We start from the raw sequence: 24893 nt of genomic DNA on the forward strand, positions 1-24893 counted from the left end.
AACCCCGCGTCCCCGCCGCCGGCCCAGCGTCCGGCGGCGGGAACCGTCGGCCCCAGGCCGCCTTGCAGCCCCAGGCCGCCTTGAGCTCTTCAGGCGCCTGACCCCTCACGCCGCCTTGACCAAGGGCAGCTCGTCCCAGTGCGTCGTATAGCGGGGCGAGCGCATGTCACGTTTCATGGTCCAGTCCAGCCCGGACCTGATGCCCGCGTGCCCCAGCCCGATGGTGCCCCGCCCGAAGCGGCGGCTCACATCCTCAAGCAGCGGCCCGATGCCGCGTTCCTCATGCCGGTTCTCGAATGGCTCCAGGGGCGGCTGGTTCCCCGTGGGCCGCAGGTCGGTGAGCATCAGCCCCGCCTTGGCGTATTTGAGTCCGTCCCGGATGCTGGGCAGCAGCGCGTGCGCCGCCCTGGTGAGCAGCAGCGGATCCGCCGTGGGCATGGGCAGCGCGACGCACACCGATGGGTACGCCTGCTCGTGGTCCCGGAAGGGGGACGTGGCAGCAAACGCCGTCAGGACCTTTGCCTGCAGCCCGTGCTTTGAGAGCCTGGCGCTCGCCTGCTGCCCGTAGATGCTGAGCACCTCCCGAAGTCCGGCGGCGGTGGTCACAGGGGTGGCGAAAGAGCGGGAAAAAATCAGCTGGTCGCGGCCGATGCGCTCTTCTTCCATCGGGATGCAGGGGGTGCCCCGCAGTTCCAGGACCGTGCGCATCAGCACCACCGAGAACTTATCCCTGATCATTACCGGATCCGCCCGGACAAGGTCCTGGACAGTGACGATGCCCAGCACATTGAGGCGCTTTGTGAGCCGCCCGGCAATGCCCCAGATCTCATCGACAGGAAGCCGGGACATCAAACCCTCCCGCACGTCAGCCGGAACGGATTCCCACAGGCAGACTCCGCCAAAGGCGGGATTGTTCTTGGCCCATTTATTGCAGAGTTTCGCCAGGGTTTTAGTGGGGGCGATGCCAACGCACACGGGAACCCCCACGTGCCGCCGGACCGCCTCTTTCATCCTCCGGCCAAGGGACAGCAGCTCGTCCGGGGTGCCCTTGACGCCCAGGAATGCCTCGTCGATGCTGTAGACCTCCAGCCAGGCCGAGTACCTGCCCAGCAGTTCCATTACGCGGGAGCTGATGTCGCCGTACAGCTCATAGTTGCTGGATTTTGCCACCAGGCCCCACTCCTTGGCCCGCGGCGCGAGTTTGAACCACGGTTCGCCCGTGGCGATGCCCAGTGCCTTCGCTTCCGGGGAGCGGGTCACGGCGCAGCCGTCATTGTTGGAGAGCACCACCAGCGGCCGCCCTTCCAGGGAGGGGTCGAAGGCGCGCTCGGCGGAGGCGTAGAAGCAATTGACGTCCACGTGCGCGATCTGCGGCATCTGCCGCATGTGGACTGGCTTAGCCATGCTGATCCGCAGGCGCGGGCAGCTCAGACATGGTGCAGGCACCTGGTGGCAACGCCCCAGATGGTCAGCTCGGACAGTGCGGGCACGTGGATGTCCGGGTACTTGGGGTTCTCCGCCTGCAGCACCACGCCAGTGCGGGTGATGCGCAAGCGCTTGACCGTCAGTTCCCCGTCCAGGACGGCGATCACCACGGCCCCGTCCCTGGGCTCGAGGGCACGGTTGACGATCAGTTCGTCCCCGTCGCTGATGCCGGCACCCTCCATGGAATCCCCCGTCACCCGGACCACGAAGGTGCTGGTGATGTCCTTGATCAGGTGCGCGTTCAGGTCGATCCGGCCGTCGAAGTAGTCCTGTGCCGGCGACGGAAAGCCCGCCGCCACCGCGACCGGGGAAATCAGCACCGAGAACAACGAGGCGCCCGCGTCTATCACGCGGGGACCGACAATAACGCCCACAACACACCTTTATTCGAAAATATGTTCGATAGTTTCAGTGTAGCCCCGAGGGCTGACAACGGGCAGTCCCGCTCGGGGGGACTAGAATCAGGCCACTGTCTGCTCTGGGGGGAAACGATGCGGTTGGTACGGCTTTGGTGGATTGCGGCGGCGATGACGCCGGGACTGGCGGGGTGCGCGTACAGCGAGGTACCCGAGGGGCAGGCTCCAGTGCCGCCGCCCCCGGCCACCGCTGCCGCCCAGCCCGGCGCCGATCCGCGTGCTTCCGGGGTGGAAGACATGCGCCAGTGGTCCCAAGAGCAACTGCAGCCCAGGTTGCCCGGCGAGTTCGCCGGTTCCACCAGCTCGAACACCACGGTCAGCTTCGGATTCACTGGCGCGGAACCGGGTGGCTATGAGGTGCATTTCACCTGCGAGGGTCCGGTGACGGCAGAGGTTTCGCTTGCCAGCCAGGCCGGCGCCGAAGTCCTTCCCCCGCTGCAGGTCCCCTGTGACGGGAACATCTTCAAAACGCAGGTGGCGCTCGCCGTCCGGGGAGTGGACTTCGTCATGACTCCGGAAGGCGGAGCAGAGGGCCGTTACGCCTTCCGGCTGGTGCCGGCCTCCGCGAAGCCTCCCACCACGGTGCTGCCGGGAACGGATGGGCTGAAGGCCGTGGTCCGCTCCAGTCAGACGTCCGCAACGGGACCCGAGGTGGAGCTCAAGGGCCACATGGACAGGGACGGGGCCGGATGCGTCATCCTGCAGGCTGCCGACGGGAACGATTACACCCTGATCTTCCCCGAAGGAACCAGTTTCGACGCTGAAACGCTGGTAATGCCCGGCGGCCAGCGTCTTGCCGCCGGCGCCCCGGTAGTCCTCAAGGGCACCAGCGCCCCGGCCGATGAAAGCCTAAGCATGTGCCTGAACTACGCCCGGCTCCTGTCCGTGGAATCGGCGCACGGGAGCCAACCGCCCACGTAGACTTGCAGGATGCGGTTGGTAGCAAGCGATATTGACGGAACGATCCTCGGACACGACGGAAAAATCAGTGACCGCACCATCCGTGCCTTCCACGCCTGCCGGGATGCCGGCGTCGAACTGGTGTTTGTGACCGGACGCCCGCCCCGCTGGCTGCACCCCCTGGAGGAACAGCTGGGCCACACCGGCCGGGTGATCTGCTCCAATGGTGCCGTCGTGTGGGACCTTGAAGCGGACCGCCTGGTCTCCGCCCGCACACTGGCCATCGAGACCGTCCTGGAAGCCCGCCGCATCATCAAGGGGCTCCGCCCGGCTGCGCTGTTCGCCGCGGAAACGCTCACCGGATTCCACCTGGAACCGGGCTTCATCGAAAACGACTCCAGCGAACTTCTCGCCGAATTCACCCCGGCGCCGCTGAAGCAAACCCTCACGGACGATGACTCCGTGGTCAAGTTCCTCGCCATCGTCCGCGACGGCACCCCGGACGATTTCCTCGCCGAGGTGGCGCCCGCCGTCGAACATCTGGCCGCCACCACCCACTCCTCCCCGGGCGTTGCGATGCTGGAACTGTCGCTGCCCGGCGTGAACAAGGCCGTCACGCTTGCAGAATACGCAGGCGCACTGGGCATCGACGCCGCAGACGTGGTGGCCTTCGGTGACATGCCCAACGACATCGAGATGCTCCGCTGGGCCGGTCATGGGTACGCGATGGCCAGCGGCCATCCGGAAGCCATTCGCGCGGCCGGGCAGCAGGCGCCGCATTTTGACGACGACGGCGTGGCCCAGGTTTTGGAGGCCCGGCTCGCTGCCTTGGGCGTCCAGTTTTCCTGACGCCCGGGCTGTCCCGGACCCGGCACCCCCATTTTCACAGCTTGCGCTCACCTGGCGTTTACCTTCCCTGCGTAGCGTGAAGCGTGGAGAGCAGGCACCCTCCCGCCGGCTCGAAGGGGGCAACGATGGCACGAAACGTCAGGCAGCACGCGGCCGATGCGCCGCAGCGCAAAGCAACGCCCGCTCCGCACTGGAAACAGTTGCGCCAGGGTGACCGGGTCCGGGTCCTGTTCGCGCCCGGATTCGAGGCAGGCGGCGTGGTGGACACCGTCACGGCGGACCACACCGCGGTATGGGTCCACCTGGACGCCGGCCGTGGGCGGACCCTGCTGCACTGCGGCGACGGCGTGGACATCCTTCCCTGCGGAGAGACCGCCTGCCTGGATTGACGGTGGGTTTCACTCATGGTGGGGGCGGTAGGCTCGCAGTGTGAGCCTGCCTTTCTTTGAGCACCCTGACGACGCCGGGCGGCAGCTTCCCATCGCCATGGCGCACCGCGGATTTTCGGCTGAGGGCCTGGAAAACTCCATGGCCGCGTTCCGCGCCGGCGTCGACCTCGGCTTCCGCTACCTTGAAACGGATGTGCACACGACGGCGGACGGCGTGCTGCTGCTCTTCCATGACGAAACCCTGGACCGGGTCACGGACGGCAGGGGCCGGGTGGCGGAACTTCCGGCCGCGGACGTGGCCAGGGCGCGGATCAACGGCCGCGAGCCCATCCCCACGTTCGACGAACTGGTCACCCAGCTTCCCGAAGCGCGGCTGAACCTCGACGTCAAGGACTGGGGCTCGGTCCGCAGCACCGCTGCCGCGATCGAGCGGCACCAGGTGCACCACCGCGTTCTGGTGACCAGCTTTTCGGACCGCCGGCGGCGCGCGGTGCTGAAACTGCTCAGCCAGCCTGTGGCTTCGTCCGCTGGAGTGGCCTCGAGCGCCCTCTTCACCTTGCTGGGGCCTGCGCTTCCACGTCCGGCGTTCCGGTGGCTCATGCGCCGGGTGCTCCGGGACGTGCATGCTCTGCAAGTGCCCGTCCGCTATGGGCGGGTGCCTGTAGTCACCACCGGTTTCATCCGGCGGGCGCATGACCTGGACCTGGTGGTTCATGTGTGGACCATCAACGATGCCGGCGAGATGCACCGGCTCCTCCAGCTGGGGGTGGACGGCATCGTCACCGACCGGGCGGACCTGCTCCGCGACGTGCTGCGCGCCCGAGGCCAGTGGCCGGAGAAGCCCGGGCAGGCTAACCGGGCGCCCGGCCCGGCTGCCTAGCCTCTGGCCTGCTCCCGGCTGCCTAGCCCCCGGCCTGTTCCCGGGCGCCTAGCCCTGGTCTGTTGCGGTGGGCGCCGTGGCGTCCCCGGCCAGGCCGGCGTCGTCCGTTGTGCCGTTCTGCTCCCGCTCGCCGTGCGCCCTGCTGTTGTGCGCCTTGTCGTTGTCGGCGTCGCCGCCCAGCGGGCTGTTGGAGACCGGCCCAGGGGCGGCCCCGGTTTTGAGGCCGGGCGCCTTCTGCTTCTCCGCCTCAATCGCGTTTGAGCCTTCGCTCAGGGACGAGTGGACCTCCACGTCGTCGTTGGGATCTGCCGGGTCCGGCACGTCCGTTTTCTCCGTCGGCTTGGATGTCCCGGCCAGGTCCTCCATGGCGTTTTTTGCTGCCTTGCCAATGCTGTCGCCGATACCCATGTGACTGCTCCTTCCGGCGTTGCGTGCCGGCCGCCCCAGCGGCGTGCCGGCCCTACTCCTCCAGAATTATCAGCATGCTTACAATTAGTCCAGTGCTGGGGAACCGAACCGCAGCCGGAGAGGAAAGGAAAGGCTATGAGCACTTACCATCCGGAAAATGACCCCGCGAACCCCGACCGCCCGGGTAAGGAAGAGGTGGGCGCCGCCCAGCCCCGTCCGGCGGAGCAGCGCAGCCGGGAGGCGGCCGGCTCGCCGAACCCGGATCCGCTGGAAGGCAATGTCACCGGCCTGGAACCGGGCGGGGGAGTCCCGCCGGGAGAGACGCCGCCGGCGGAGGGCCAGATGAGCAGGGACCAGGGCCACTCCGAATAGGGCCCGGACGTGCAGCGGGGCGGCGCATGCTGCCCGCCGCCCCGCTGACTGCGTCAGGTTCTCAGGACGACTCTGTTCCCCGGGTGGTGGCGCGAGGTTCCCCCGGCCCGGCCAGGTGGCGCTCCAGGCCGTCCATGTCGAGGCGCGTGTTCCAGCTGGCCCAGTCCTTGGGCCGCACCGACGGCCGGCCCAGCAGGTAGCCCTGGCCGGCGCTGATGCCCAGTTCCGTGAGGACCTTGAGTTCGCCCACCGTTTCGATGCCCTCGGCCACCAGGGTGATGCCAACCTGGTCGGTGAAGTCCACCAGGCATGCAGCCAGCGCACGCTGGAGGCCGTCCTTGTCGACGTCGCCGATCACGTTGCGGCCCACCTTGAGGAAGTCGGGCCTCAGGTGGACCATGCGGCTCAGCGCGCCGGCGCCGGTGTGGGTGTCGTCGACGGCAATGCGCAGGCCCTTTTCCCGCAGCGGATTGATCGCGGAAAGGAATTGCAGGTATTCCTCTTCGGGAATGTCCTGGGTCAATTCGAGCACCACCCGGTGGATGGGCAATTCAATGTGGTCGAAGAGCTCCGGCAGCCGCGGGTCCAGGCAGGACGTGGGGGAAATGTTGAGGGACACGTACAGGTCCTCGGGCAGGTCCTTCGCGGCCGCTGCCGCCGATCCCAGCGCGGAGAACTCGAGGTTGGCGCCCAGGCCCACCGCGGCGGCCTCGGCAAACCACAGCTCCGCGGCTGCGCCGTCGTCGCTGACGAACCGGGACAGCGCCTCTGCGCCCACCACGGTTCTTCCTTCCAGCCCGTAGATGGGCTGGAACGCGGTCATCAGCATCTGGTTCTCAAGCAGGGTGCTGATCCGGGACGCGCTGCGGATGGCATCCAGCTGCTCCGCAAACTGCGGCGGGAGCGCGGGCGGCGTGAGCCGCATATCCTTCGCGGCTTCCAATGTGTCCGTCATGGTGGCGTCGCTGCGCCGGGTCTCGAGGAGATACTCCAGCAGGGCCCGTTCCGGCACGCCGGGATTCTCATCGAGGCTGTTGCTCAGCCGCTGCCGCACAGCGGTTCCCGCAGGATCCGTATCCGCCAGCACGGCGGCGATAATTCCCCATGCCTGTACCCGAACCGACATTAGCAACGCCCCCAGTTGACGAAGTAATGACCCGATGGCCCCATAATGTTCAAATTTCCAAACGCCTTATAAAAGAACGGTGCTGCCAACCTGATTTCAGAGGCGGCGAAAAACCAGACACCGCACGCTGATCGTATAACGGCGGCCACGAAAGTGCAGTAGTTTTTGCGTTACTGGTTAGCGCTTTCCTGCTGGTCAGCCAGCAGTTCCGGAATCTGGTCGGGGGGAACAGGCCGGCTGAAGTAGTAGCCCTGGGCGCTGCGGCAACCCAGGCCGCGGAGGATTTCTGCCTGCTCCGCCGTTTCGACGCCCTCCCACACCGCTTCCAGCCCGCACGCCCGCACCAGCTGCAGGACTGCCGCCACCAGCGCGGGCTGGCTGGGGTCGCTCTCCAGCCCGGTGATCAGTGACCGGTCCACTTTGACCCGGTCCACCGGCAGCCGGCGAAGGTAGCTGATGGACGAGTAGCCGGTCCCGAAGTCGTCGATTTCGATGCCCACGCCCAGGCCGCGGAGCCCGCCCAGCGAATACCGGTCCAGCTCATTGCCTTTGACGATCGCCACTTCCGTCAACTCCAGCACAACCTGTTCAGGCCTGACGCCGGTCTCCTTCAGGGTGTTGCGCACGTCCTCGATGAACTGCAGGCTCTGCAGGTCCGTGGCGGAGATGTTGATGCGCACAGAGAACCGGCTGTCCACCAGGGCAGCATCAATCCAGGCCCGCAGCTGCTTCACGGCAGTCCTGAGGACCCACTGTCCAAGTTCGGAGATCAGGCCCGCCTCTTCGGCAAGGGGAATGAACTCGTCAGGCATGATGAAGCCGCGGGTGGGGTGGTTCCACCGGACCAGTGCCTCTACGCCTTCGATCCGACCGGTGCCAAGCTCCACCACCGGCTGGTAGTACAGGGTCAGTGCATCGTCCTTGATGGCGGCCCGCAGGTCATCCACCAGCTGGCTGCGGAGGCGGCGCACCAGCAGCAGGGCGGGCTCGAACCGGTGCAGCTTGTTCTGCCCTTCGGCCTTGGAGGCGTACATGGCGACGTCGGCCTCCATCAGCATGTCCTCAGGGCTTTGGCCCCCGCTGCCCACGCTGAGCCCGATGCTGGCACCACAGCGCACGCTGCGGCCGGGAAGCTCGATGGGGTCGTTGAGGGAGGCCAGGATGCGGTGCGCCACGATCGCCGCCTGGTCCGCCGATGCGGAGGGCATGACGATGGCGAATTCATCGCCGCCCAGGCGGGCTACGACGTCGGAGGCGCGCACCGCGGTCCGGAGCCTTTCACCCACGGTCACCAGGACCTGGTCCCCGGCCGTGTGCCCCAGGCTGTCGTTGATGGATTTGAACGCGTCCAGGTCCATCAACAGGATGGCCGGCCCCTCTTCGGATCCCCCGCCGTCCACCGCGGCACGGGCTTCCAGCGCGGAGCGAAGGGCTTCGAGCAGCGCCGACCGGTTGGCCAGCCCGGTCAGCGGGTCCTGCATGGCCATCTTCTGCATCTCAAGGTGGGCCTCGTGAAGGAGCTGGGTCCGGACCTGCACCCGCTGCTCGAGTTCCTCGTAGATGACCTGCAGGTCTTCGGCCAGCAGATTGGTGCCCATAATGATCGCATCGAGCTCGTCCCGGGCCGGGGAGACCTCTATCCGGGACGTGAGGTCGCCGGAGGCAAGCCGGACAATGCCTTCCAGGAGCTGGGAGAGCCGGGGATCGTCGTTGGCAAACATGGCCAGTCCTCCTTCGGCGCCTAGTTGGCCTGGACGCGGTCAGTGCCGAGGGGAAGGCTGACGGTGACGGTGGTCCCGGTGCCCAGGGTGGAAGCGACATCGATCCGCCCGCCGTGGCGGTCCACAATGTCCTTGGAGATGGCAAGGCCCAGCCCTGTTCCCGGGATGGCGCCGTTCATCGCGTTCGAGGCCCGGTAGAACCTGGTGAACACGTGGTTGATTTCGTCGTCCGAGATGCCGATGCCGGTGTCGGCGATGCGCACGGTGGCCCACTTGGACCCGTCCTCCGCGGCGTGGGATTCGCTGCCCACCTCGATCCGGCCGCCGCTGGGGGTGAACTTGATGGCATTGGACACGAGGTTGGTGAAGACCTGCTGGAGCTGCACCTCATCGGCCAGGATCTCCGGATCCTCCGGCACCGGGTCCACATCGATGGTGACGTTCTGCAGCGTGGCCAGCGGCCGGAGTGCCGCGGCAACCAAATCCAGGGTCCGTCCCAGGCGCACCGGCGCGAGCTGCATGTCCGCGTTGTCCAGCCCGCCGCGGGAGACGCTGAGCATGTCCTCGATGAGGGTCCGGAGCCGTTCGGTGTTGCGGACCACGATGTCCAGCATCTGGTGGACCTCCTTGGACACCGGGTGCTCGGTGCTCTCCTGGATCATGTCCAGGTACGCCATGATCGAGGTCAGCGGCGTGCGCAGCTCGTGGTTCACCGTGGCCAGGAAGTCCGTCTTTGCCTTGTCGAGTTCGCGCAGCTGCTTGACCACCTGCTGCTGGCTGCTGATCAGGTGGCTCTGGATGAGTCCGTAGGCGGCGTTTCCGGCCACGTGCTGGATCAGTCCCAGTTCGGCGCTGGACCACGTCCGTGGCCGGTCCATCATGGCGATCCAGATGATCCCCAGGGAGGAGTTGCCTTCGCCGATGGGCACCGCCAGCGTGGAGGCCGCCCCGGCCACGGCCCTGGCAGGCTTTTCGTCGGCCCTGGGCTCGGATTCGTTTCCGTCCGACGAGAGCGTCTCTGTCCCGGCCCAAAGCGCATCGGCCGTGGCGCGGGCCTCGTCCTCGCCGGGGAGGGCGTCCTTGGGCAGTTCCACCAGGCCCTGCCGGTGCCAGGCCGCCATGATCACCGGGACGCGGTGGTCCTCGAAGGTGGCCAGCACCACGTGGTCGGCCTTGAATGTCCGGCCGAAACCGGAGACCACGTGGTTGGCGATCTCCTGGGGATCGTTGGTGGCGCGTACCGCGGCTGAGACCTCGCGCAGCTGCTCACGGAGACCCTCGGCTTCCTGCCGGGCGGCGCGGCGCCGGGACACCTGCTCGATGAGGACGGATGCGCGGTGGACCAGCTCTTTGGGCTCCGGCGGCTTGGTGATGCAGTCGTGGACGCCGGCCGGGTTGGCTGCGGCTACCTCCTGCGGATTGTCCAGGTCCACCATCAGCAGGACGGGGGCTGCGGACTGGGCAGGGGACAGAAGCGCGTCGGCGACGACGACGGAGGGCTGGCCTGCGTCCAGCAACGCGGCGAGGCCGGCGGCGTCCGCCGCTTCCTGGACGCCGTACCCGGCGTCCCGCAGTGCCTGGGCGTTGCGGGCCAGGCGGCCGGCGTCGGGATCGGCGACGACGGCGGTGCGGGTCAGGGGCACGCCACTCGGCACAGCCGTCACAGTGTTCCCTTCCTCCCAGTTGAGTACATTCTAGGGGGACGGGGGCAGCACGGGTCCAGAGCGCCCGCGCCCACCCCGACATTCGTGCCCCGCGGGCAGGGCACGCCGTAATGTGGCCGAAGCTGCGCCGGTTGGCAGGGATGGAACATATATTTGAGCCGTGTCCTCCCCAACGAAGTCGCCGCGGTCCGTCCTGCAGAAGTACCTGATGCTTCCCAAGCTCGTCAGGTTGTCGCGGGGTGCGCCGAAAGACCGGCACCAGGCATGGGATACCTACTGGGCAGGAATCACGGCCACGGGCCCCGGGGGAGAGGTCCTGTGGGATTCGGGCAGCGACCATGAGTTCCTGGGCTACAAGGACAGCCTCCTGCGCTACCTGGACCCTGCGCTTCCTGTGGTGGATACCGGGTGCGGCCATGGCAGTTTCACCCGGGCGCTCGCAGGCGTCTTCCCCCGGGTGGTTGGCGTTGATGTCTCCCCGCACGCCGTTGACAGGGCCCGGGCGGAGTGCGGGGGAAGCGGCAACGTGACTTTCGAAGCGCGGGACATGACGGCGGAGGGTGCCGGGGCAGCCCTGGCAGAGTCCCTCAACGCAGGCAAGGAAGGGGCCAACGTCTTCATCCGCGGCGTCCTGCACGTCCTTGCCCCGGCGCACCAGATGGCACTGGTCGAAAACCTCCGGCTCCTGGCCGGGCACCGCGGCACCGTCTTCATGGCGGAAACCAACTTCCAGGGCAATCCGGTGGAGTATGTGTCCCACCTCGGGGCAACCACGCGGGGCATTCCGGCGCCGTTGGAGCTGGCCATCCGCGGGCTCCCCATGCCGGGACACTTCGGGCCCGAAGAGCGCGAACGGACGTTCCCGGCGCCGGCCTGGGAACTCCTTGAAGATGGCCATACGGCCATCGAAACCAACCCCGTGACCGGCGTGCCCGGCCAGGACCGGGTGCCCGGGTACTACGCGATCGTCCGCCCCCGCCGTTAGGCCCCGGGACTGGCCATTTGACCGTCCCCGCAGACTTGCCCGGATTCCCGCAGCCAGTCCGCAGGCCGCCGTACTTCCCCTTGACACGGGCCGGATCCCGAGGCTCCATGATAAGTAGACTTACTAGTTAGCCCGAGGTGAAAGGAAGGCCACGCCAGCCGGGGGGATGGTTCTGCACCTTCGACTCCCGGACACACTGAATGTCCTCTACCAGCAACAGCAGCGACGGCATCCACCGAATGTCTTCCGGTTGGAAAATCCCAGCCCGGAAGGCGCCCAAGCCGCACCCGCGCCCCTGCCCGGCTGGTTCCGGATTACCCTCCGGTACCGCCACCGGCAGCAGGCGCAAGACCTACAGGAACCGCCATGAACAACCTCATTCCGTCCGGCGAACTCCGCCGGATGCTGCTGCCCCCCACCTATGGACGGCACGTCACGCCAGCCACCGAATTCACCATTCTGTCCGTGGAGGTGTGGGCCTCCGGGTTGGTGGTGAACATCCACCTTCCCTCGGATGACGCCCCCGAGCCCCGGCTCGTGCTCCAGGACCACTTCGGGACCGAATACACACTGCAGGAATCCGCCACCGTGGGGGCCCGAAACCTGCAGGTCTTCACCCCGTCCGTGCCGCCGGGCACCAGGAGCCTGACCATCAGATCGGCTGACGACGCCGGCAGCAGGCCCGTGGTGACCTTCGCCGTGCCCCTCATGGCCGTGCCCGAAGGCCGGCCAAACCTGGAGGCGGCAGGCCACGGGGCCTCTACTGCCGTCAGTGACGAGTCCTACGAGTCCGAGCTCCGCCGCCCTGCCTGACCTACAGAAAGGCCCGCCATGCCCGACACCAGCAACTTCGCGCCCACTGCCGCCATCGTCACCGCCTCCGACTCGGGAATCGGCAAGGCCACCGCTGTTGCGCTGGCCCGCGCCGGGATGGACGTGGGCGTCACCTGGCACTCGGACAAGGCGGGCGCGGAGGGGACGGCCGACGAGATCCGCAGCCTGGGGCGCAAGGCCGTGGTCCGCCAGCTTGACACCACCGAACTCCGCTCCGCTGCGGGCGTGATCGATGACCTCGCCGAGGAGCTGGGCGGCCTGGACGTCTTCGTCAACAACGCGGGGACGGGAACCAGCACCAAGTTCCTCGATCTGGGCATCGACGACTGGATGAAGATCCTCGACACGAACCTCAACGGCGCCTTTGTCTGCCTGCAGGCGGCGGCGCGGCGCATGGTCAAGGCCGGCAAGGGCGGCCGGCTGGTGGCGGTGTCCAGCGTGCACGAGTTCCAGCCGCGCGTGGGTTCATCCGCCTACGATGCCTCCAAGCATGGCCTGGGCGGCCTCATGAAAACGCTCGCACTGGAGCTGGGCCAGTACGGCATCACGGCCAACACGGTGGCCCCCGGCGAGATTGCCACGCCCATGACGGGGCAGGAGGACCAGGATCCGACGACGACGGCACGGCCCGGGGTGCCGCTCGGACGGCCCGGCCACGCGCGGGAGATCGCCGACGTCATCGCCTTCCTTGCCTCGCCGGCCTCCAGCTATGTGACGGGTGCGGCCTGGGTGGTGGACGGCGGCATGCTCCAGATGGGCCCGCAGGCGGGATCGCACCTCACCGGCAATGAATGGCGCGAGGGCTAGGCTGATCCGTCCGGCTGGGAAGTCACGCAGTCCGCATCGCGGAGATGGCAAGCGCTTTCCGGCGGCGTGCTGGCATGATGGAGCGCATGCGCATTCTTATCGCTCCGGACAAGTTCAAGGGGTCCCTGACGGCAGCTGAGGCCGCCGCCTCCATCGCTGAGGGGGCACTCCGGGTGTACCCGGACGCCGTCGCCACCCAGTTTCCCATCGCCGACGGCGGCGAGGGCACCCTGGAAGCGGCCGTGGCGGCAGGCTACGAGGAGCGGTTGAACGCCGTGGTGGGCCCCATCCTCGCCCCCCTTGGCGCCGCCTGGGCCATCCACAAGGCGGGCGACGGCAAGGTCACGGCGGTGATCGAGACGGCCCAGGCGTCCGGCCTGGCCGACATGGAGCCAATCCCGGCCAACGCCTTGCGCGCCCACAGCTATGGGTGCGGCCAGCTGATCGCCGCGGCCCTCGACGCCGGCGCCACCGAGATCGTCCTGGGCCTGGGCGGGTCCGCCATGACGGACGGAGGCAGCGGCGCCCTGCGCGCCCTCGGCCTGAAACCCCTGGACTCAGCAGGGAACGTGGTGCCCCTGGGGGGAGGTTCGCTGGCCGACGTCACGGCGCTGGACACAAGCGGGCTGGACCCGAGGCTCTCCGCCACCACGTTCCGCATCGCCGTCGACGTCCGCAACCCGCTGTACGGGCCGTCCGGCGCTGCCCACGTCTTCGCCCCGCAGAAAGGTGCGGACCAGGACGCCGTGGAAATGCTCGACGCCGGGCTCCGCAACTGGGCGTCGGTGCTGCGGGAAGCAACGGGCCGGGACGTAAACGTCCCCGGCGCCGGCGCAGCCGGTGGCTTCCCGGCGTCGTTCCTTGCGTTCACCAACGCCACGCTGGAAGGCGGCTTTGCGCTGGTGGCGGGGCTGACCGGACTGGCCACCCAGCTGGACCAGGCGGACCTGGTGATCACCGGCGAAGGATCCATGGACTCCCAGTCGCTCACCGGCAAGGCGCCGATCGCACTCGCGAACGCGGCCCGGGACCGCGGCATACCCGTCATTGTGGTGGCCGGCAGGATCCTGGTGACTTTCGAGGACCTCGCCGGACACGGCGTGGTGGCCGCGGCCCAGCTGCTGGACGTGGCGTCGAGTCCGGAAGATGCCGTGGCAAACGCCGGCAAGTACTTGGCCTGGGCAACAAGCCAGGTACTCGAAGGGGCCTGACCGGCGCGGAACGTCAGGCACCGGTCTCGTAGTGGGGTTCGGCAACCGGTTTTGATTCCGGGGATCCCTTCTCCCGCAGGTATACCGACGCCCCTACCAGGACGCCGACGGCCAGGAACTCGCTCTGCCAGTTCTGGAAGGACTCGAACCAGAAGCGGCTGGTGCCCAGGTACTGCAGGAAGGTGATGACGGGCTGGCCGTGGCTTTGCTGGTCCTGGTTGTACTCGTCCACGCCGCCGGCGGCGTGGAGGAGGAACGAGGCAAGGAACAACACGAAAAACAGGATCGACAGGGAGTGCTCGTAGACCTTGAGTGCCATGCCGCCGCGCCGGATCGGCCATGGGGTGGCGCTGCTGATACGCGCTTCCCGGGGGTCCTGGTCCTGAGGGGCCTTCCTGCCCATCGGCTTGGACTCGGATGAGCCCTTCAGGAACAGGAACACCGTGAGGACCACGTACATGCCCATCTGCAGGAACTCCGACTCCCAGTTCTCGAACGTGGCCTCAACGAAGGCGCCGGTTCCCAGGAACTGAAGTACGGATACCGCCGGCTCCCCATGGGCCTGCTGGTCTTCGCTGTACGACGCTGCACCGGAGAGGACCATTCCCACGAAAAATGCGAGGAACAGGCCCAGGTTGGCCACCAGCAGCCCGTGCTCTTTGGCCCACTTACGCATCCTCACTCCTTATCTTTGGCCGGGAGGATCCTCCCGGTGGCCCGTTTGTTCAGGCGAAGCGGAACGAACACCAGCATCACCACCATGACGCCCAGCAGCGCGCCACCCGCCATGACCCCGGCGGACCGGCCGGCCGCAACATCAAAGACCAGGGCGGCTGTTCCCGCGCTCAACAGGGCGATGCCGCCGAGGGCAATCTTGGTGATGGTGTCCGCGCTGGACACCAGCATTTCCTTCAGCCGTTTCCGGAAGAGCCGCCGGTGCACGCTGACCGGAAGGAGGATGAAGGCGGTGGTCAGGGCGGCAATCACCACATTGGTGAGGTAGAGGCCAACTTCCCAGTCGTCCAATTTTTCAAAGCGCTGCTGGAACGGCAGGGTCAGCAGGAAGCCGGCCAGGATCTGCACCCCGGTCTGGAGCACCCGCAACTCCTGCAGGAGTTCGGCCCAGTTGCGGTCCAGCTGCTCTTCGCGGGTCTCGTTCCGGCCCGTGCGGCCCGTGTAGTCCTCAACTTCGGACATCGGCGCTCCTTCCTTCCCGGCGGCGGTCCAAGTCTTCTTTCTACTCCTCCCGTACCCAGAAACAAGGCTGGCCGTTGCGCCCGCTACAACATTTGATAAGTTTACTGATTATTACCCGCGGTGGTGGACTTGGTCCGCTGCCCGGGATAGCTTCAAAGGGCCGGAGCACGGCGGAGCCCTTCTCTATCGACACAGGTCAACCGACAGCAGGCAGGCGGACATGAGCGACACGGACAAGCAGACAGACCAGCCGCAGGATCCGCGCGGCGGCTACCACTCGGGCCCCTTTCCCGAGCAGGAACAGAAGCAGCCCGGGCTCACGGCACCCATGGACCCCAAGCCGGACCACGGGGAGCTCAGCTACGAAGGACACGGCAAGCTCGAAGGCAAGGCCGCCCTCATCACCGGCGGCGACTCCGGCATCGGAAAGGCCGCAGCCATCGCGTTCGCCCGCGAAGGGGCCGACGTCGCCATCTCCTACCTGCCCGAAGAGGAAGACGACGCGCAGGACACCGCGGAGTGGATCCGCAAAACCGGGCGCCGGGTCCTCCTTCTTCCGGGCGACGGCCGTGAAGAGGAGTTCAGCACCCGCATCGTGGAGGAAACCGTTTCCGAATTCGGGCGGCTCGACGTCCTGGTGCTGAACGCGGCCTACCAGAAGAACCGGGAGAGCCTGGAGACGCTTCCCACCGAAGAGTTCGACCGGGTCTTCCGCACCAACCTCTATTCACTGCTGTGGTCGGCGCGGGCAGCCGTGCCGCACTTGAAGGCCGGGGCTTCGATCATCACCACGGCCTCCATCCAGGCCTTCAACCCGTCGCCGGAGCTCATCGACTACGCCATGACCAAAGCGGCGCAGGTGGCCTTCACCAAGGCCTTGGCCCAGGAGCTCGGCCCGAAGGGGATCCGGGTCAACGCGGTGGCCCCCGGCCCCATCTGGACACCCTTGATTCCCGCCACCGAGTGGCCGGACAAGCTCCCGTCCTTCGGCCAGGACACGCCGCTGGAGCGCGCGGGCCAACCCGCCGAACTCGCCGCAGCCTACGTACTGCTGGCGTCCGGGGACGGCTCCTACATCTCCGGCGCAGTCCTGCCCGTCACCGGCGGCAAGGGGCTCTAGGGAGCGCCGCGCTCCAGGCAGTACCGGGGTTGTATCGCCCGGGCAGTATCAACAGACCAGCAACATCGGCAACGCACAACAGGAGGAAGCATGACGCAGGAAAACCAGCAGGCTGAACCCGAGTCGGCCCCGGGCGGCTACGGCACCCCCACCGCCGAGCAGGAGGCTGCCGGCACCCAGGGCGGCCAGCAGTCCGGCGGCGCTTCGTCGGCCGGCGCTGACACCAACGAACCGCAGTCCGGGACGGGCCAGAACCCGGTCCCGCACGACATGGACCTCCCCTCCAGCGCGGCGGAGATCGACGAGTCGAATGATGACTCCAAGGGGTCGGCGCCGGTCTCCTCGGAGTCCGGGCAGGAAGCCACGGGTATTCCGGACGGCAGCGGAAACGACCTTCCGCAGGAGAAGTCGCCGAACGACGACGACGAAAGCTTCGACGCCGGATAAGTCACCCTGGCCCCTGGCCTCCGTTTCCCCTGCCCGCAGCGGCAGCGGAAACGGGGGCCTTTGCCGTGCCCGCGGCTCCTCCTGCCGGCCCCATTCCGGCGGTCCCCTGCAGTGGCATACATCCCGTCCGGCTGGGTACGGAACACGCGAAACCACATCAGCCGGCAGGCAGCAGAAGGCGTCCCCTCCTGCCCGCCGGCGTCAATTTCGACGCCAGGAAGGTGGACCTGTGGGCAGGAGATCTTCGGAGCAGTGGGCGCGGCAGCCGGACCGGCCGGACAGAGTGGCGGTGGATGTCCTGGTGCCCACGTGCAACCGGCCGGCGGAGCTGGCCGTCACCCTTGCGGGACTGGCAGCGCAGCAGGAACCCGCGTTCGCCGTCGTCATCAGCGACCAGTCAGCGGGGCAGCCCGCGTGGGAACATCCGGCACCCGCAGCGATGGTGCGGGTGCTCGAGGCGCAGGGCCGGACCGTGACGCTGCTGCGCCACCTTCCACGGCGTGGACTGGCCGAACACCGGCAGTTCCTGCTGGACCAGTCCACCGCGGAGCAGTGCCTGTTCCTGGACGACGACGTTTGGCTGGAACCCGGCGCCCTGGAGCGGCTGAGCCAGGCCCTCGCCGAGCTGCAATGCGGGTTTGTGGGCATGGCGCCGCAGGGGCTGTCCTTCCTGGACGATCCCCGGCCTGAACAAACGGCGGCCTTCTCAGCCTGGGAGGGCCCGGTGGCGCCGGAGCGCATCCGCCCGGGCAGCCCGGAATTCGAGCGCTGGCCGTTGCACAACGCCGCGAACCTCAGCCATCTCAGTGCCGAACTGGCCCTGCAGTCCGGCGACTGGGTGCCCTACCGCGTGGCGTGGCTGGGCGGCTGTGTGCTGTACCGCAGGGAGGCGTTGAGCGACGCCGGCGGGTTCCGTTTCTGGACCAGCCTTCCGGCAGACCATGCCGGCGAGGACGTCGTGGCCCAGTGGCAGGTGATGGAACGGTACGGCGGGGCCGGAATCCTGCCGTCCGGCGCGGTCCACCTTGAAGCGCCCACCACCGTGACGGACCGGCGGGTGGAGGCGCACGACGTCGTCCTCAGGCAGGACTCCGCCGGGGCGCCCTAGTAGGCGTCAGGGCCTCAGGCTCCGCTCCCGGCTGCTCCGGACAGCGGGTAGGCCACGTACGCGAAGCGGTCTGACGCCGGCGACCAGCTGTTGACGTTCAGGGTGCCCTGGCCGCCGAAGACCGGCCAGGTGTGGAGCGGGGTGGTCCAGTCAGTGGTGGCGACGAGGACGACGTCGACCGGCAGGTCTGCCGGGTGGCCTTGCGTTCCGGCGGGGAAGCGGATGTAGCCGGCCAGGCGGCCGTCGGGGGAGAGATGCGGGAACCAGTCCACGGAAGCGCTGTCCACCAGCCGCTCGAACTGGCTTCCGTCGGTCCGGACGCGGGCGAGTTGGGCATGGCCGGGGAGGGTGGTGAAGGATTCCGTATTGAGGTACAGCCAGTCGCCGCCGGGCGAGTACTCGGGCCCGTCGCAGTGCCCGGGCCCGACGTCGACCCTGGCGGCAGCACCGCCGTCGGACTTTATGGTCATCAGGCGCCCCGGCCGTGTGAAGTCGCCGCCCTCAATCCCTACATATGCGAGCTCCGTGCCGTCGGGACTGACGCCATGCAGGAAATGGAAGGACCCGTCGTCGTCCGTGATCCTGGTGGCCTGTCCACCCGCCAGGGGCGCCCGGTAGATGTGTCCGTCCTCCCCGGACAGGAAGATGGAGTCGCCGTCCGGGGCCAGGACATGGTCGTTATTGAGCGCCGGGAGGCCCGTCAGCCGGATCCCGGCAAGGGATCCGTCCGCCAGGTCCAGTTTCCACAGGAGGCCGTCACCGTTCAGGATCAGTGCGCGGCCATCGAGCGTCCAGTTAGGTGCCTCCAGGAGCATATTCCCGGTGGCGTATGCCAGTTCGAGCCCGCCGCCGGCCGAGGCAATCCAGACCTCGCACTGCTGGCCCGGCTGCAGGGCACGCATGGCGTGGATCAGTCCTTGCTGCTGAAGGCGGCGTCGAAGCTGGTTTGGGAGGCTGGGAAATCGTACTTCTTGAGCGCTGCCAGTGCTTCGGGGGCCCCGTGGAGGCGGTCCATGCCGGCGTCTTCCCATTCGATGCTGATGGGGCCGGTGTAGCCAATGGCGGCGAGGGCGCGGAACGAGGCTTCCCAGGGGACGTCGCCGCGGCCGGCGGAGACGAAGTCCCAGCCACGGCGGGGGTCGCCCCAGGGCAGGTGGGAACCCAGGACGGTGTTGCGGCCGGTTTGGCGGATCTTGGTGTCCTTGCAGTCCACATGGTAGATCCGGTCCTTGAAATCCCAGATGAAGGAGACGGGGTCAATGCCCTGCCACATCATGTGGGAGGGGTCCCAGTTCAGGCCGAACGCTTCGCGGTGGCCGATGGCTTCAAGGGTGCGGACGGTGGTCCAGTAGTCGTAGGCGATTTCGGAGGGGTGGACTTCGTGGGCGAACCGGACCCCGCATTCGTCAAAGACGTCCAGGATGGGGTTCCAGCGGTCGGCGAAGTCCTGGTAACCGGCGTCGATGACTTTTTCCGGGACGGGCGGGAACATGGCGACGTACTGCCAGATGGAGGAGCCGGTGAACCCGACGACGGTGTCCACGCCGAGGGCTTTGGCGAGCCGGGCGGTGTGCTTCATTTCCTCGGCGGCGCGCTGGCGGACGCCTTCGGGGTCGCCGTCGCCCCAGACCTTGGACCCGACGATGGCCTGGTGGCGGAAGTCGATGGGGTCATCGCAGACGGCCTGGCCCTTGAGGTGGTTGGAGATGGCCCAGACCTTGAGGTTGTACTTGTCCAGGATTGCCAGTTTGGACTCGACGTAGCCCGGTTCATCCCAGCGCCAGGCGTCCAGGTGGTCTCCGGAGACGGCGATTTCCAGGCCGTCGTAGCCCCAGCCGGAAGCAAGCTTCGCGACTTCTTCGAAGGGCAGGTCGGCCCACTGGCCGGTGAACAGGGTGAACGGGCGGGGCATTCGGGGCTCCTTGGCTTAAAGCTGGACTGGCGGGCGCTGCCGGGTCAGGCGTTAGTGGCGGACGACGGTGAGGGTGCTTTTGTTGGCGGCAGATTCCTCCACGGCGTTCAGGATGTGCTGGACGTTCAGTCCTTCTTCGAACGACGGCGAGGGCTGGGTTCCGTCCTTGATGGCGGTGAGGAAGTCGCGGATTTGGTGGGTGAAGGTGTGTTCCCAGCCGATGATGTGGCCCTGCGGCCACCAGGCTTCCAGGTAGGGGTGGCTGGGTTCGTTGACCAGGATTCGGCGGAAGCCCTGTTCCCGAACCGGGGCGGTGGCGTCCAGGAAGCCGAGTTCGTTGAGGTTTTCCAGGTCGAACAGGAGGCTGCCCTTGTCCCCATAGATCTCGATCTGGAGGCTGTTTTTCCGTCCCGTGGCCACCCGGGAGACCTCCACTGAGGCGATGGCCCCGGAGGTGAGGGACAGCGTGGCCCAGGCGGCGTCGTCGACCGTGACGTCCTCGGTGCCGTTCTTGCCGGGGCGCTGGTCCACGAAAGTGTTGAGCCGCCCGGACACCTCGGTGACCTGGTCGCCGAGGAGGAACAGGACCTGGTCGATTGCGTGGGAGGCGATGTCGCCCAGGGCACCGGACCCGGCGGTTTCCTTCCGCAGCCGCCAGGTCATGGGTGCCTGGGCGTCCGCGAGCCAGTCCTGCAGGTACGCGGCCCGGACGTGCCGGACGGTGCCCAGCCGGCCTTCGGCGATCAGTTCCTTCGCGAGGGCCAGGGCCGGGACGCGGCGGTAGTTGAACCCGATCATCGACTGCACGCCCCGGGCCCTGGCTTTGGCTGCGGCGGCGGTCATGAGTTCGGCTTCGGCCAGGGTGTTGGCCAGGGGTTTTTCCACCAGGACGTGCTTGCCTGCCTCCAGCGCGGCGATGGCGATCTCCGCGTGCATCCAGCCCGGGGCGCAGATGTCCACGATGTCGATGTCATCGCGGGTGATCACCGTGCGCCAGTCCGTTGCCGATTCGGCCCAGCCATACCTTTCCGCGGCCTCCGCGACCGCGGTGGCGTCCCGGCCCACGAGGACTTTCTGCTCGAAGGCCGGGACGTCGAAGAAGCTGGCCACATTCCGCCACGCATTCGAGTGGGCCTTGCCCATGAAGGCATAACCGATGGCTGCCACGCCCAGCGGGCGCGAAGCCGGTCGGGAGGCCGGGGGTTCGGAGGGGTGTGCGGGTGCGGTCATGGTGCGTTCCTGCGTGCTTCCTGCTGGCTGGACTACGTGCTGGATTACTTGCTGGATCAGAGCGTGGCGGTTTCCGGCGCCCAGTCCTCGGGGAGGGCGGGGGATGCCGGGGCTGAACTTTCAACGTTCACGAACGTGCCGGAATCGACGGACTCCGAGATCGAGACCATCGTGTCCAGGACGTGGTACGCCAGTTCACCCGTGGCACGGTGCTTCACACCGGCGCGGAGGGAGCGGGCCATGTCCAGGACACCCATGCCGCGGCCGTTGGCGGGCCCGGTGGCGGGAACCGTGGTCCAGTCCTCGTCGCCGGCACGCCAGAGCTTGATGTCTCCGGTGAAGTAGTTGGGGTCCGGCAGCGAAATGGTGGCTTCCGTTCCGGTGATCTCCACGAAACCCATCCGGGTCCGGGGGGATTCGAAGGAGAAGACGCTGTGCGAGGAGGCACCGGATTCGAACTGCGCCATGGCGGAGACGTGGGTGGGCACCTCGACGGTGAACTCCTCGCCTGCCTTGGGTCCCGAACCGATCACACGCACGTCCTTGGACTTGGAACCGACGGCGGCCACCTTGCGGATGGAGCCGAAGGCCTGGACCAGGGTGGTCAGATAGTAGGGGCCCATGTCGAACAGCGGGCCGGCGCCGTGCTGGAAGAGGAAGGCCGGGTTCGGATGCCACGACTCCGGGCCGGGGGTCTGGAACGTGGTCATTGCGGTCAGCGGCGTGCCGATGTCGCCGCGCTGGATCAGGCGCAGCGCCGTTTGGATACCGGCGCCGAGGAAGGTGTCCGGCGCGCAGCCCAGCCGGATGCCGGCGGCGTCGGCGGTCTTGAGCAGGCCCAGGCCGGATTCGCGGTCCAGGGAGAACGGCTTCTCCGTCCAGACGTGCTTGCCCGCGTTGACGGCTGCGGTGGCCACCTCCACGTGGGCTGCGGGGATGGTCAGGTTGACGATGATTTCGACGTCGGGGTGGTTCAGGGCCTTGTCCACGCCTCCCCACTCAGGGATGCCGTACTCCTTGGCGCGGGCTTCGGCGGCGTCCTCGAAGAGGTCGGCGATGACATGGACCTTGAGGTCCGGGAACGCCGTGAGGTTGTCCAGGTATTGCTTGCTGATCACACCGGCGCCGATGACGCCGACTCCCACCGGGCCGCTGCGGGCCGGCGTGCCTGCGGGGGTGCTCATGCGTTGGCTCCTTCGGCTGCGGTGTTGCTCTCCAGGAAGGCAAGGCTCTGGGCGATGCCCTCGAAGATGTCGCCGTCGTAGTCGTCAAACTCCACCACGCCTACCTCGAGGGACTGCGCGGCGGCGATGACGTCCATGACCGGGACCTTGCCCTGGCCGGCCGGACGCTGGGCCTTGTTGTCCTTGTTCAGCGGGCCATCCTTGATGTGGATGAACTTCACGCGGCCACCGAGCTTGGTGAGGATGTCGATCGGGTCCTGGCCGCCGACGGCCACCCAGTAGGTGTCCACTTCGAGGACCAGTTCCGGGTCCAGCAGGGACTCGAAGTACTCCAGGGCGGTGCGGCCCTCGACGGTGGACTCCAGCTCCCAGGCGTGGTTGTGGTAGCCAACCCGGATGCCGTACCCGGCGCCCTTCTTCGCCGCGGCGTTGAGCTTGGCGGCGGTCGCCTGGATGTCCTCCGCCTTCTGCCAGTGCTCGGCGGGCAGGAACGGATCGATGACCGTGGTGATGCCCAGTTCCTTCGCGGCGGCGAAGATTTCGTCCTGGTCCTGGCTCATCAGGGGCGCGTGGCCGGACGGCGCGGTGAGGCCGTTTTCCTTCAGGGCGGCGCCGAGTTCCTTGGCAGTGGCCACGAAGTTGTAGGGCTCAACCTGGGTGTAGCCGATTTCGGCGACTTTCCGGATAGTGCCCGGGAGGTCCTCCGCGATCGCGTTGCGCAGGGTGTAGAGCTGAAGTGAGTAGGACATGGGTTTCCTTAGCGTTCTGTTGTGAATCGAAGTGGACTGGGGTCAGCGGCCGGCGAGCGAGCCGCCGATGCCGCCGACGCTGAAGTATTTGTTCAGCGTGGCGAAGACGATGACGGGCGGGAGCATCATGACCACGGCCAGGGCCATGACGGATGTCCAGTCCGTGGCGTTCTGCTGGAAGAAGGACTGCACGCCCATGGGAAGGGTGAAGATTTCGTTCGAGCGCAGGAACACGATGGCTACGAGGTAGTCGTTCCAGGCCAGGAGGAAGGCGAAGATCGCGGTGGAGAGAACGCCGGGGAGGGAGTTCCGGAGCACCACCTTGGTGAATGATCCGAAAACGGAGCACCCGTCGATCCAGGATGCTTCCTCGAGGCTGATGGGGATGGAGTCGAAGTACGCGGCCATCATCCAGGTCGCCACCGTCATGGTGGAGCCGACGTAGATGATGGTCAGGCCCAGGAGGTTGTCCACCAGGCCCATGCCGGCGAACAGGATGAACAGCGGGACCACGGAAGTGATGATGGGCAGCGACTGCATGACGAACAGCAGCAGCGAGTACCCGGACACTGCCTTGCTGCGGCCGCGGGAGAGGACGTAGCCGGCCGGTGCGGCAACAGCCACGGAGACCACCACGGTGGACAGGGTGGTGACCAGGCTGTTTTTCAGCCAGGTGGCGGCCAGGGTCTTGGAGAAGACGTTGCCGAGGTTCTCGAAAGTCAGCCCGGTGGCAGTGCTGTTGGGTCCGGGCGTGAAGGCCAGCAGCACGGTGACCATGATGGGCACCAGCACGATCCCCGTGATGATGAGGATTGCGGCGAAGCGCCACCAGCGGCCGCGCTGGCCCGCTTCGGAGAGGACCCTGCGCCGCTTGCCGGCGTCGATGCCGAGCGCGGGGCCGGATTCGGGATGGGCGTGGAGGACTGCGCTCATTATTCGACGCTCGACTTTCGGATCTGGCGGTACAGGATGACCGAGATGACCACCAGGGTCATCGTCATGAGGAAGGCGATGGCCACGCCGGGGCCGGTGGCGAAGTCCTGGAACACGGTCCGGTAGGCCAGGACCACCAGGGAGGTGGTGGCGTTGACCGGTCCGCCGCCGGTGAGCAGGTAGATGGTGGGAAAGTCGTTGACGCAGAAGATGGTCATCAGGATCCAGCTGATGTACGTGGAGCGGGCGATCAACGGCAGGGTGATCTGGGTGAACTGCTGCCAGCGGCTGGCGCCATCCATGCTGGCTGCCTCATAAACGGTGGTGTCCACCGAAGCCAGGGCGGCCGAGATCATCATCATCATGAACGGGAAGCTGACCCAGACCTTGAACACCATCACGGTGATGGAGGCCAGGGTGGGATCGGCCAGGAAGAGTGGCGTGCCCATGCCCAGGTTCCGGAACAGCGACGGGATCAGGCTGTCCGGGGTGGCCACCAGCCAGTTCCAGGCAGTGGAGGACACCACGATGGGCACCACCCAGGGCAGGAGCAGCAGGACCTTGAAAGTGCCGCCGCCGGGGATCTTGGTGCGCAGGAGCAGGGCCAGGCCCAGCCCCACCAGCCAGGACCCGAAGACGCCCACGATGGTGAACCACAGCGTGAACTGGGCAGCTTTCCAGAACGCCGGCGAGGTCAGGACGGTGGCGAAGTTCTGGCCCGCCACGAAGTTTCCGGTCTGGAGCAGGTCTCCGTCGTGCGTCGCCTGGATGGCGGCGTAGATCAGCGGGTAGCCGTGGATCAGGACAAGGAGGACCACGGAGGGGAGCAGGAGCCAGAAGAACGTCCTGGTGGCCTGCGCGGAGAGCTTGCTCTTGCGTTTTCCGGGGACGGCCCCGGACCCGCCGGGGGCAAGCCCTCGGCGGGCCCGGCTTAGGCCGGACTGGGTGGTGGTGCTGGACATGGGC

27 protein-coding genes are annotated in these 24893 nt (G+C 67.3%); 12 read left to right on the forward strand and 15 right to left on the reverse strand.

The window, feature by feature from the left end; translation table 11 throughout:
* Window positions 1-105: 105 nt before the first annotated feature.
* Together LDO22_RS14630 and umuD are read right to left on the reverse strand one after the other, a co-directional pair.
* A complete protein-coding gene (locus tag LDO22_RS14630; protein ID WP_224024134.1) occupies window positions 106-1404 on the reverse strand; it encodes a Y-family DNA polymerase in 1299 nt (432 codons plus the stop codon).
* A gap of 23 nt (window positions 1405-1427) precedes the next feature.
* A complete protein-coding gene (umuD, locus tag LDO22_RS14635; RefSeq protein WP_159634668.1) occupies window positions 1428-1859 on the reverse strand; it encodes a translesion error-prone DNA polymerase V autoproteolytic subunit in 432 nt (143 codons plus the stop codon).
* Window positions 1860-2012: 153 nt separating this feature from the next.
* On the opposite strand from umuD, the gene LDO22_RS14640 reads away from it, so the two are divergent.
* The 4 genes from LDO22_RS14640 (at window position 2013) to LDO22_RS14655 (ending at window position 4919) form a co-directional block, all read left to right on the forward strand.
* Window positions 2013-2822 carry a hypothetical protein gene (locus LDO22_RS14640; protein WP_224024135.1) on the forward strand — a complete coding sequence of 270 codons (810 nt, stop codon included), beginning with the start codon at window positions 2013-2015 and terminating at the stop codon, window positions 2820-2822.
* 9 nt (window positions 2823-2831) lie between these two features.
* Window positions 2832-3650 carry an HAD family hydrolase gene (locus LDO22_RS14645; protein ID WP_224024136.1) on the forward strand — a complete coding sequence of 273 codons (819 nt, stop codon included), beginning with the start codon at window positions 2832-2834 and terminating at the stop codon, window positions 3648-3650.
* A gap of 125 nt (window positions 3651-3775) precedes the next feature.
* Window positions 3776-4039, forward strand: coding sequence for a hypothetical protein (locus tag LDO22_RS14650; RefSeq protein WP_159634626.1), 264 nt, complete (start codon window positions 3776-3778; stop codon window positions 4037-4039).
* Window positions 4040-4136: 97 nt separating this feature from the next.
* Complete coding sequence (locus LDO22_RS14655) at window positions 4137-4919, forward strand: glycerophosphodiester phosphodiesterase family protein (protein ID WP_159635958.1); 783 nt, start codon at window positions 4137-4139, stop codon at window positions 4917-4919.
* Window positions 4920-4967: 48 nt separating this feature from the next.
* On the opposite strand, the gene LDO22_RS14660 is transcribed toward LDO22_RS14655, so the two are convergent.
* On the reverse strand, window positions 4968-5327 hold the full coding sequence (locus LDO22_RS14660) for a hypothetical protein (RefSeq protein WP_224024138.1): 360 nt from the start codon (window positions 5325-5327) through the stop codon (window positions 4968-4970).
* A gap of 135 nt (window positions 5328-5462) precedes the next feature.
* On the opposite strand from LDO22_RS14660, the gene LDO22_RS14665 reads away from it, so the two are divergent.
* Window positions 5463-5699 carry a DUF6480 family protein gene (locus LDO22_RS14665; RefSeq protein ID WP_224024140.1) on the forward strand — a complete coding sequence of 79 codons (237 nt, stop codon included), beginning with the start codon at window positions 5463-5465 and terminating at the stop codon, window positions 5697-5699.
* A 61-nt stretch (window positions 5700-5760) separates the two neighbouring features.
* Here LDO22_RS14665 and LDO22_RS14670 read toward each other — a convergent pair whose 3' ends face one another.
* From LDO22_RS14670 to LDO22_RS14680, 3 genes are all read right to left on the reverse strand, one after another.
* Window positions 5761-6825 (reverse strand): EAL domain-containing protein, encoded by a 1065-nt coding sequence (locus LDO22_RS14670; RefSeq protein WP_224024142.1) that lies wholly within the window; start codon window positions 6823-6825, stop codon window positions 5761-5763.
* A 170-nt stretch (window positions 6826-6995) separates the two neighbouring features.
* Entirely contained in the window at window positions 6996-8546 is a 1551-nt protein-coding gene (locus LDO22_RS14675) for an EAL domain-containing protein (protein WP_224024144.1), read from the reverse strand.
* 20 nt (window positions 8547-8566) lie between these two features.
* A complete protein-coding gene (locus tag LDO22_RS14680) occupies window positions 8567-10210 on the reverse strand; it encodes an ATP-binding protein (RefSeq protein WP_224024146.1) in 1644 nt (547 codons plus the stop codon).
* Window positions 10211-10418: 208 nt separating this feature from the next.
* On the opposite strand from LDO22_RS14680, the gene LDO22_RS14685 reads away from it, so the two are divergent.
* The 4 genes from LDO22_RS14685 to LDO22_RS14700 all read left to right on the forward strand — a co-directional run bounded on the left by LDO22_RS14685 (window position 10419) and on the right by LDO22_RS14700 (window position 14047).
* Window positions 10419-11195, forward strand: a complete 777-nt coding sequence (locus LDO22_RS14685) for a class I SAM-dependent methyltransferase (protein WP_224027254.1) — start codon at window positions 10419-10421, stop codon at window positions 11193-11195.
* Between the two features lie 366 nt (window positions 11196-11561).
* Entirely contained in the window at window positions 11562-12008 is a 447-nt protein-coding gene (locus tag LDO22_RS14690) for a hypothetical protein (protein ID WP_159634611.1), read from the forward strand.
* An 18-nt stretch (window positions 12009-12026) separates the two neighbouring features.
* The gene (locus LDO22_RS14695; RefSeq protein ID WP_159634608.1) at window positions 12027-12836 is read left to right on the forward strand and encodes an SDR family oxidoreductase; all 810 of its coding nucleotides are present in this window, start codon (window positions 12027-12029) and stop codon (window positions 12834-12836) included.
* Between the two features lie 86 nt (window positions 12837-12922).
* Complete coding sequence (locus LDO22_RS14700) at window positions 12923-14047, forward strand: glycerate kinase (protein WP_224024148.1); 1125 nt, start codon at window positions 12923-12925, stop codon at window positions 14045-14047.
* A gap of 13 nt (window positions 14048-14060) precedes the next feature.
* Here LDO22_RS14700 and LDO22_RS14705 read toward each other — a convergent pair whose 3' ends face one another.
* Window positions 14061-14723, reverse strand: a complete 663-nt coding sequence (locus LDO22_RS14705; RefSeq protein ID WP_224024150.1) for a DUF6766 family protein — start codon at window positions 14721-14723, stop codon at window positions 14061-14063.
* Between the two features lie 2 nt (window positions 14724-14725).
* Window positions 14726-15244: a DUF6328 family protein gene (locus tag LDO22_RS14710; RefSeq protein ID WP_159634599.1), complete on the reverse strand. Its 519-nt coding sequence runs from the start codon at window positions 15242-15244 to the stop codon at window positions 14726-14728.
* 220 nt (window positions 15245-15464) lie between these two features.
* Here LDO22_RS14710 and LDO22_RS14715 point away from each other — a divergent pair, with 220 nt between their 5' ends.
* From LDO22_RS14715 to LDO22_RS14725, 3 genes are all read left to right on the forward strand, one after another.
* Window positions 15465-16364: an SDR family oxidoreductase gene (locus tag LDO22_RS14715; protein WP_159634595.1), complete on the forward strand. Its 900-nt coding sequence runs from the start codon at window positions 15465-15467 to the stop codon at window positions 16362-16364.
* A 90-nt stretch (window positions 16365-16454) separates the two neighbouring features.
* Window positions 16455-16811 (forward strand): hypothetical protein, encoded by a 357-nt coding sequence (locus LDO22_RS14720; protein WP_159634592.1) that lies wholly within the window; start codon window positions 16455-16457, stop codon window positions 16809-16811.
* Between the two features lie 229 nt (window positions 16812-17040).
* Window positions 17041-17919, forward strand: coding sequence for a glycosyltransferase family 2 protein (locus LDO22_RS14725; RefSeq protein WP_224024151.1), 879 nt, complete (start codon window positions 17041-17043; stop codon window positions 17917-17919).
* Window positions 17920-17933: 14 nt separating this feature from the next.
* Here LDO22_RS14725 and LDO22_RS14730 read toward each other — a convergent pair whose 3' ends face one another.
* The 7 genes from LDO22_RS14730 to LDO22_RS14760 are packed head-to-tail and all read right to left on the reverse strand — an operon-like array spanning window position 17934 to window position 24889.
* A complete protein-coding gene (locus tag LDO22_RS14730; RefSeq protein ID WP_224024153.1) occupies window positions 17934-18821 on the reverse strand; it encodes a biopolymer transporter Tol in 888 nt (295 codons plus the stop codon).
* Window positions 18822-18829: 8 nt separating this feature from the next.
* Complete coding sequence (locus tag LDO22_RS14735; protein WP_224024155.1) at window positions 18830-19831, reverse strand: sugar phosphate isomerase/epimerase; 1002 nt, start codon at window positions 19829-19831, stop codon at window positions 18830-18832.
* A 51-nt stretch (window positions 19832-19882) separates the two neighbouring features.
* Window positions 19883-21061, reverse strand: coding sequence for a Gfo/Idh/MocA family oxidoreductase (locus tag LDO22_RS14740; protein ID WP_224024157.1), 1179 nt, complete (start codon window positions 21059-21061; stop codon window positions 19883-19885).
* A gap of 56 nt (window positions 21062-21117) precedes the next feature.
* Window positions 21118-22245 (reverse strand): Gfo/Idh/MocA family oxidoreductase, encoded by a 1128-nt coding sequence (locus LDO22_RS14745; RefSeq protein WP_224024159.1) that lies wholly within the window; start codon window positions 22243-22245, stop codon window positions 21118-21120.
* Entirely contained in the window at window positions 22242-22994 is a 753-nt protein-coding gene (locus LDO22_RS14750; RefSeq protein WP_224024161.1) for a sugar phosphate isomerase/epimerase, read from the reverse strand. Before LDO22_RS14750 ends, LDO22_RS14745 begins: the two co-directional genes overlap by 4 nt.
* Window positions 22995-23036: 42 nt before the next feature.
* Complete coding sequence (locus tag LDO22_RS14755; RefSeq protein WP_159634571.1) at window positions 23037-23927, reverse strand: carbohydrate ABC transporter permease; 891 nt, start codon at window positions 23925-23927, stop codon at window positions 23037-23039.
* Window positions 23927-24889 (reverse strand): sugar ABC transporter permease, encoded by a 963-nt coding sequence (locus LDO22_RS14760; protein ID WP_159634568.1) that lies wholly within the window; start codon window positions 24887-24889, stop codon window positions 23927-23929. The genes LDO22_RS14755 and LDO22_RS14760 overlap by 1 nt, the downstream gene beginning before the upstream one ends.
* Window positions 24890-24893 lie beyond the last annotated feature (4 nt).

Source organism: Arthrobacter sp. NicSoilC5, assembly GCF_019977395.1.
Taxonomy (GTDB): Bacteria; Actinomycetota; Actinomycetes; order Actinomycetales; family Micrococcaceae; genus Arthrobacter.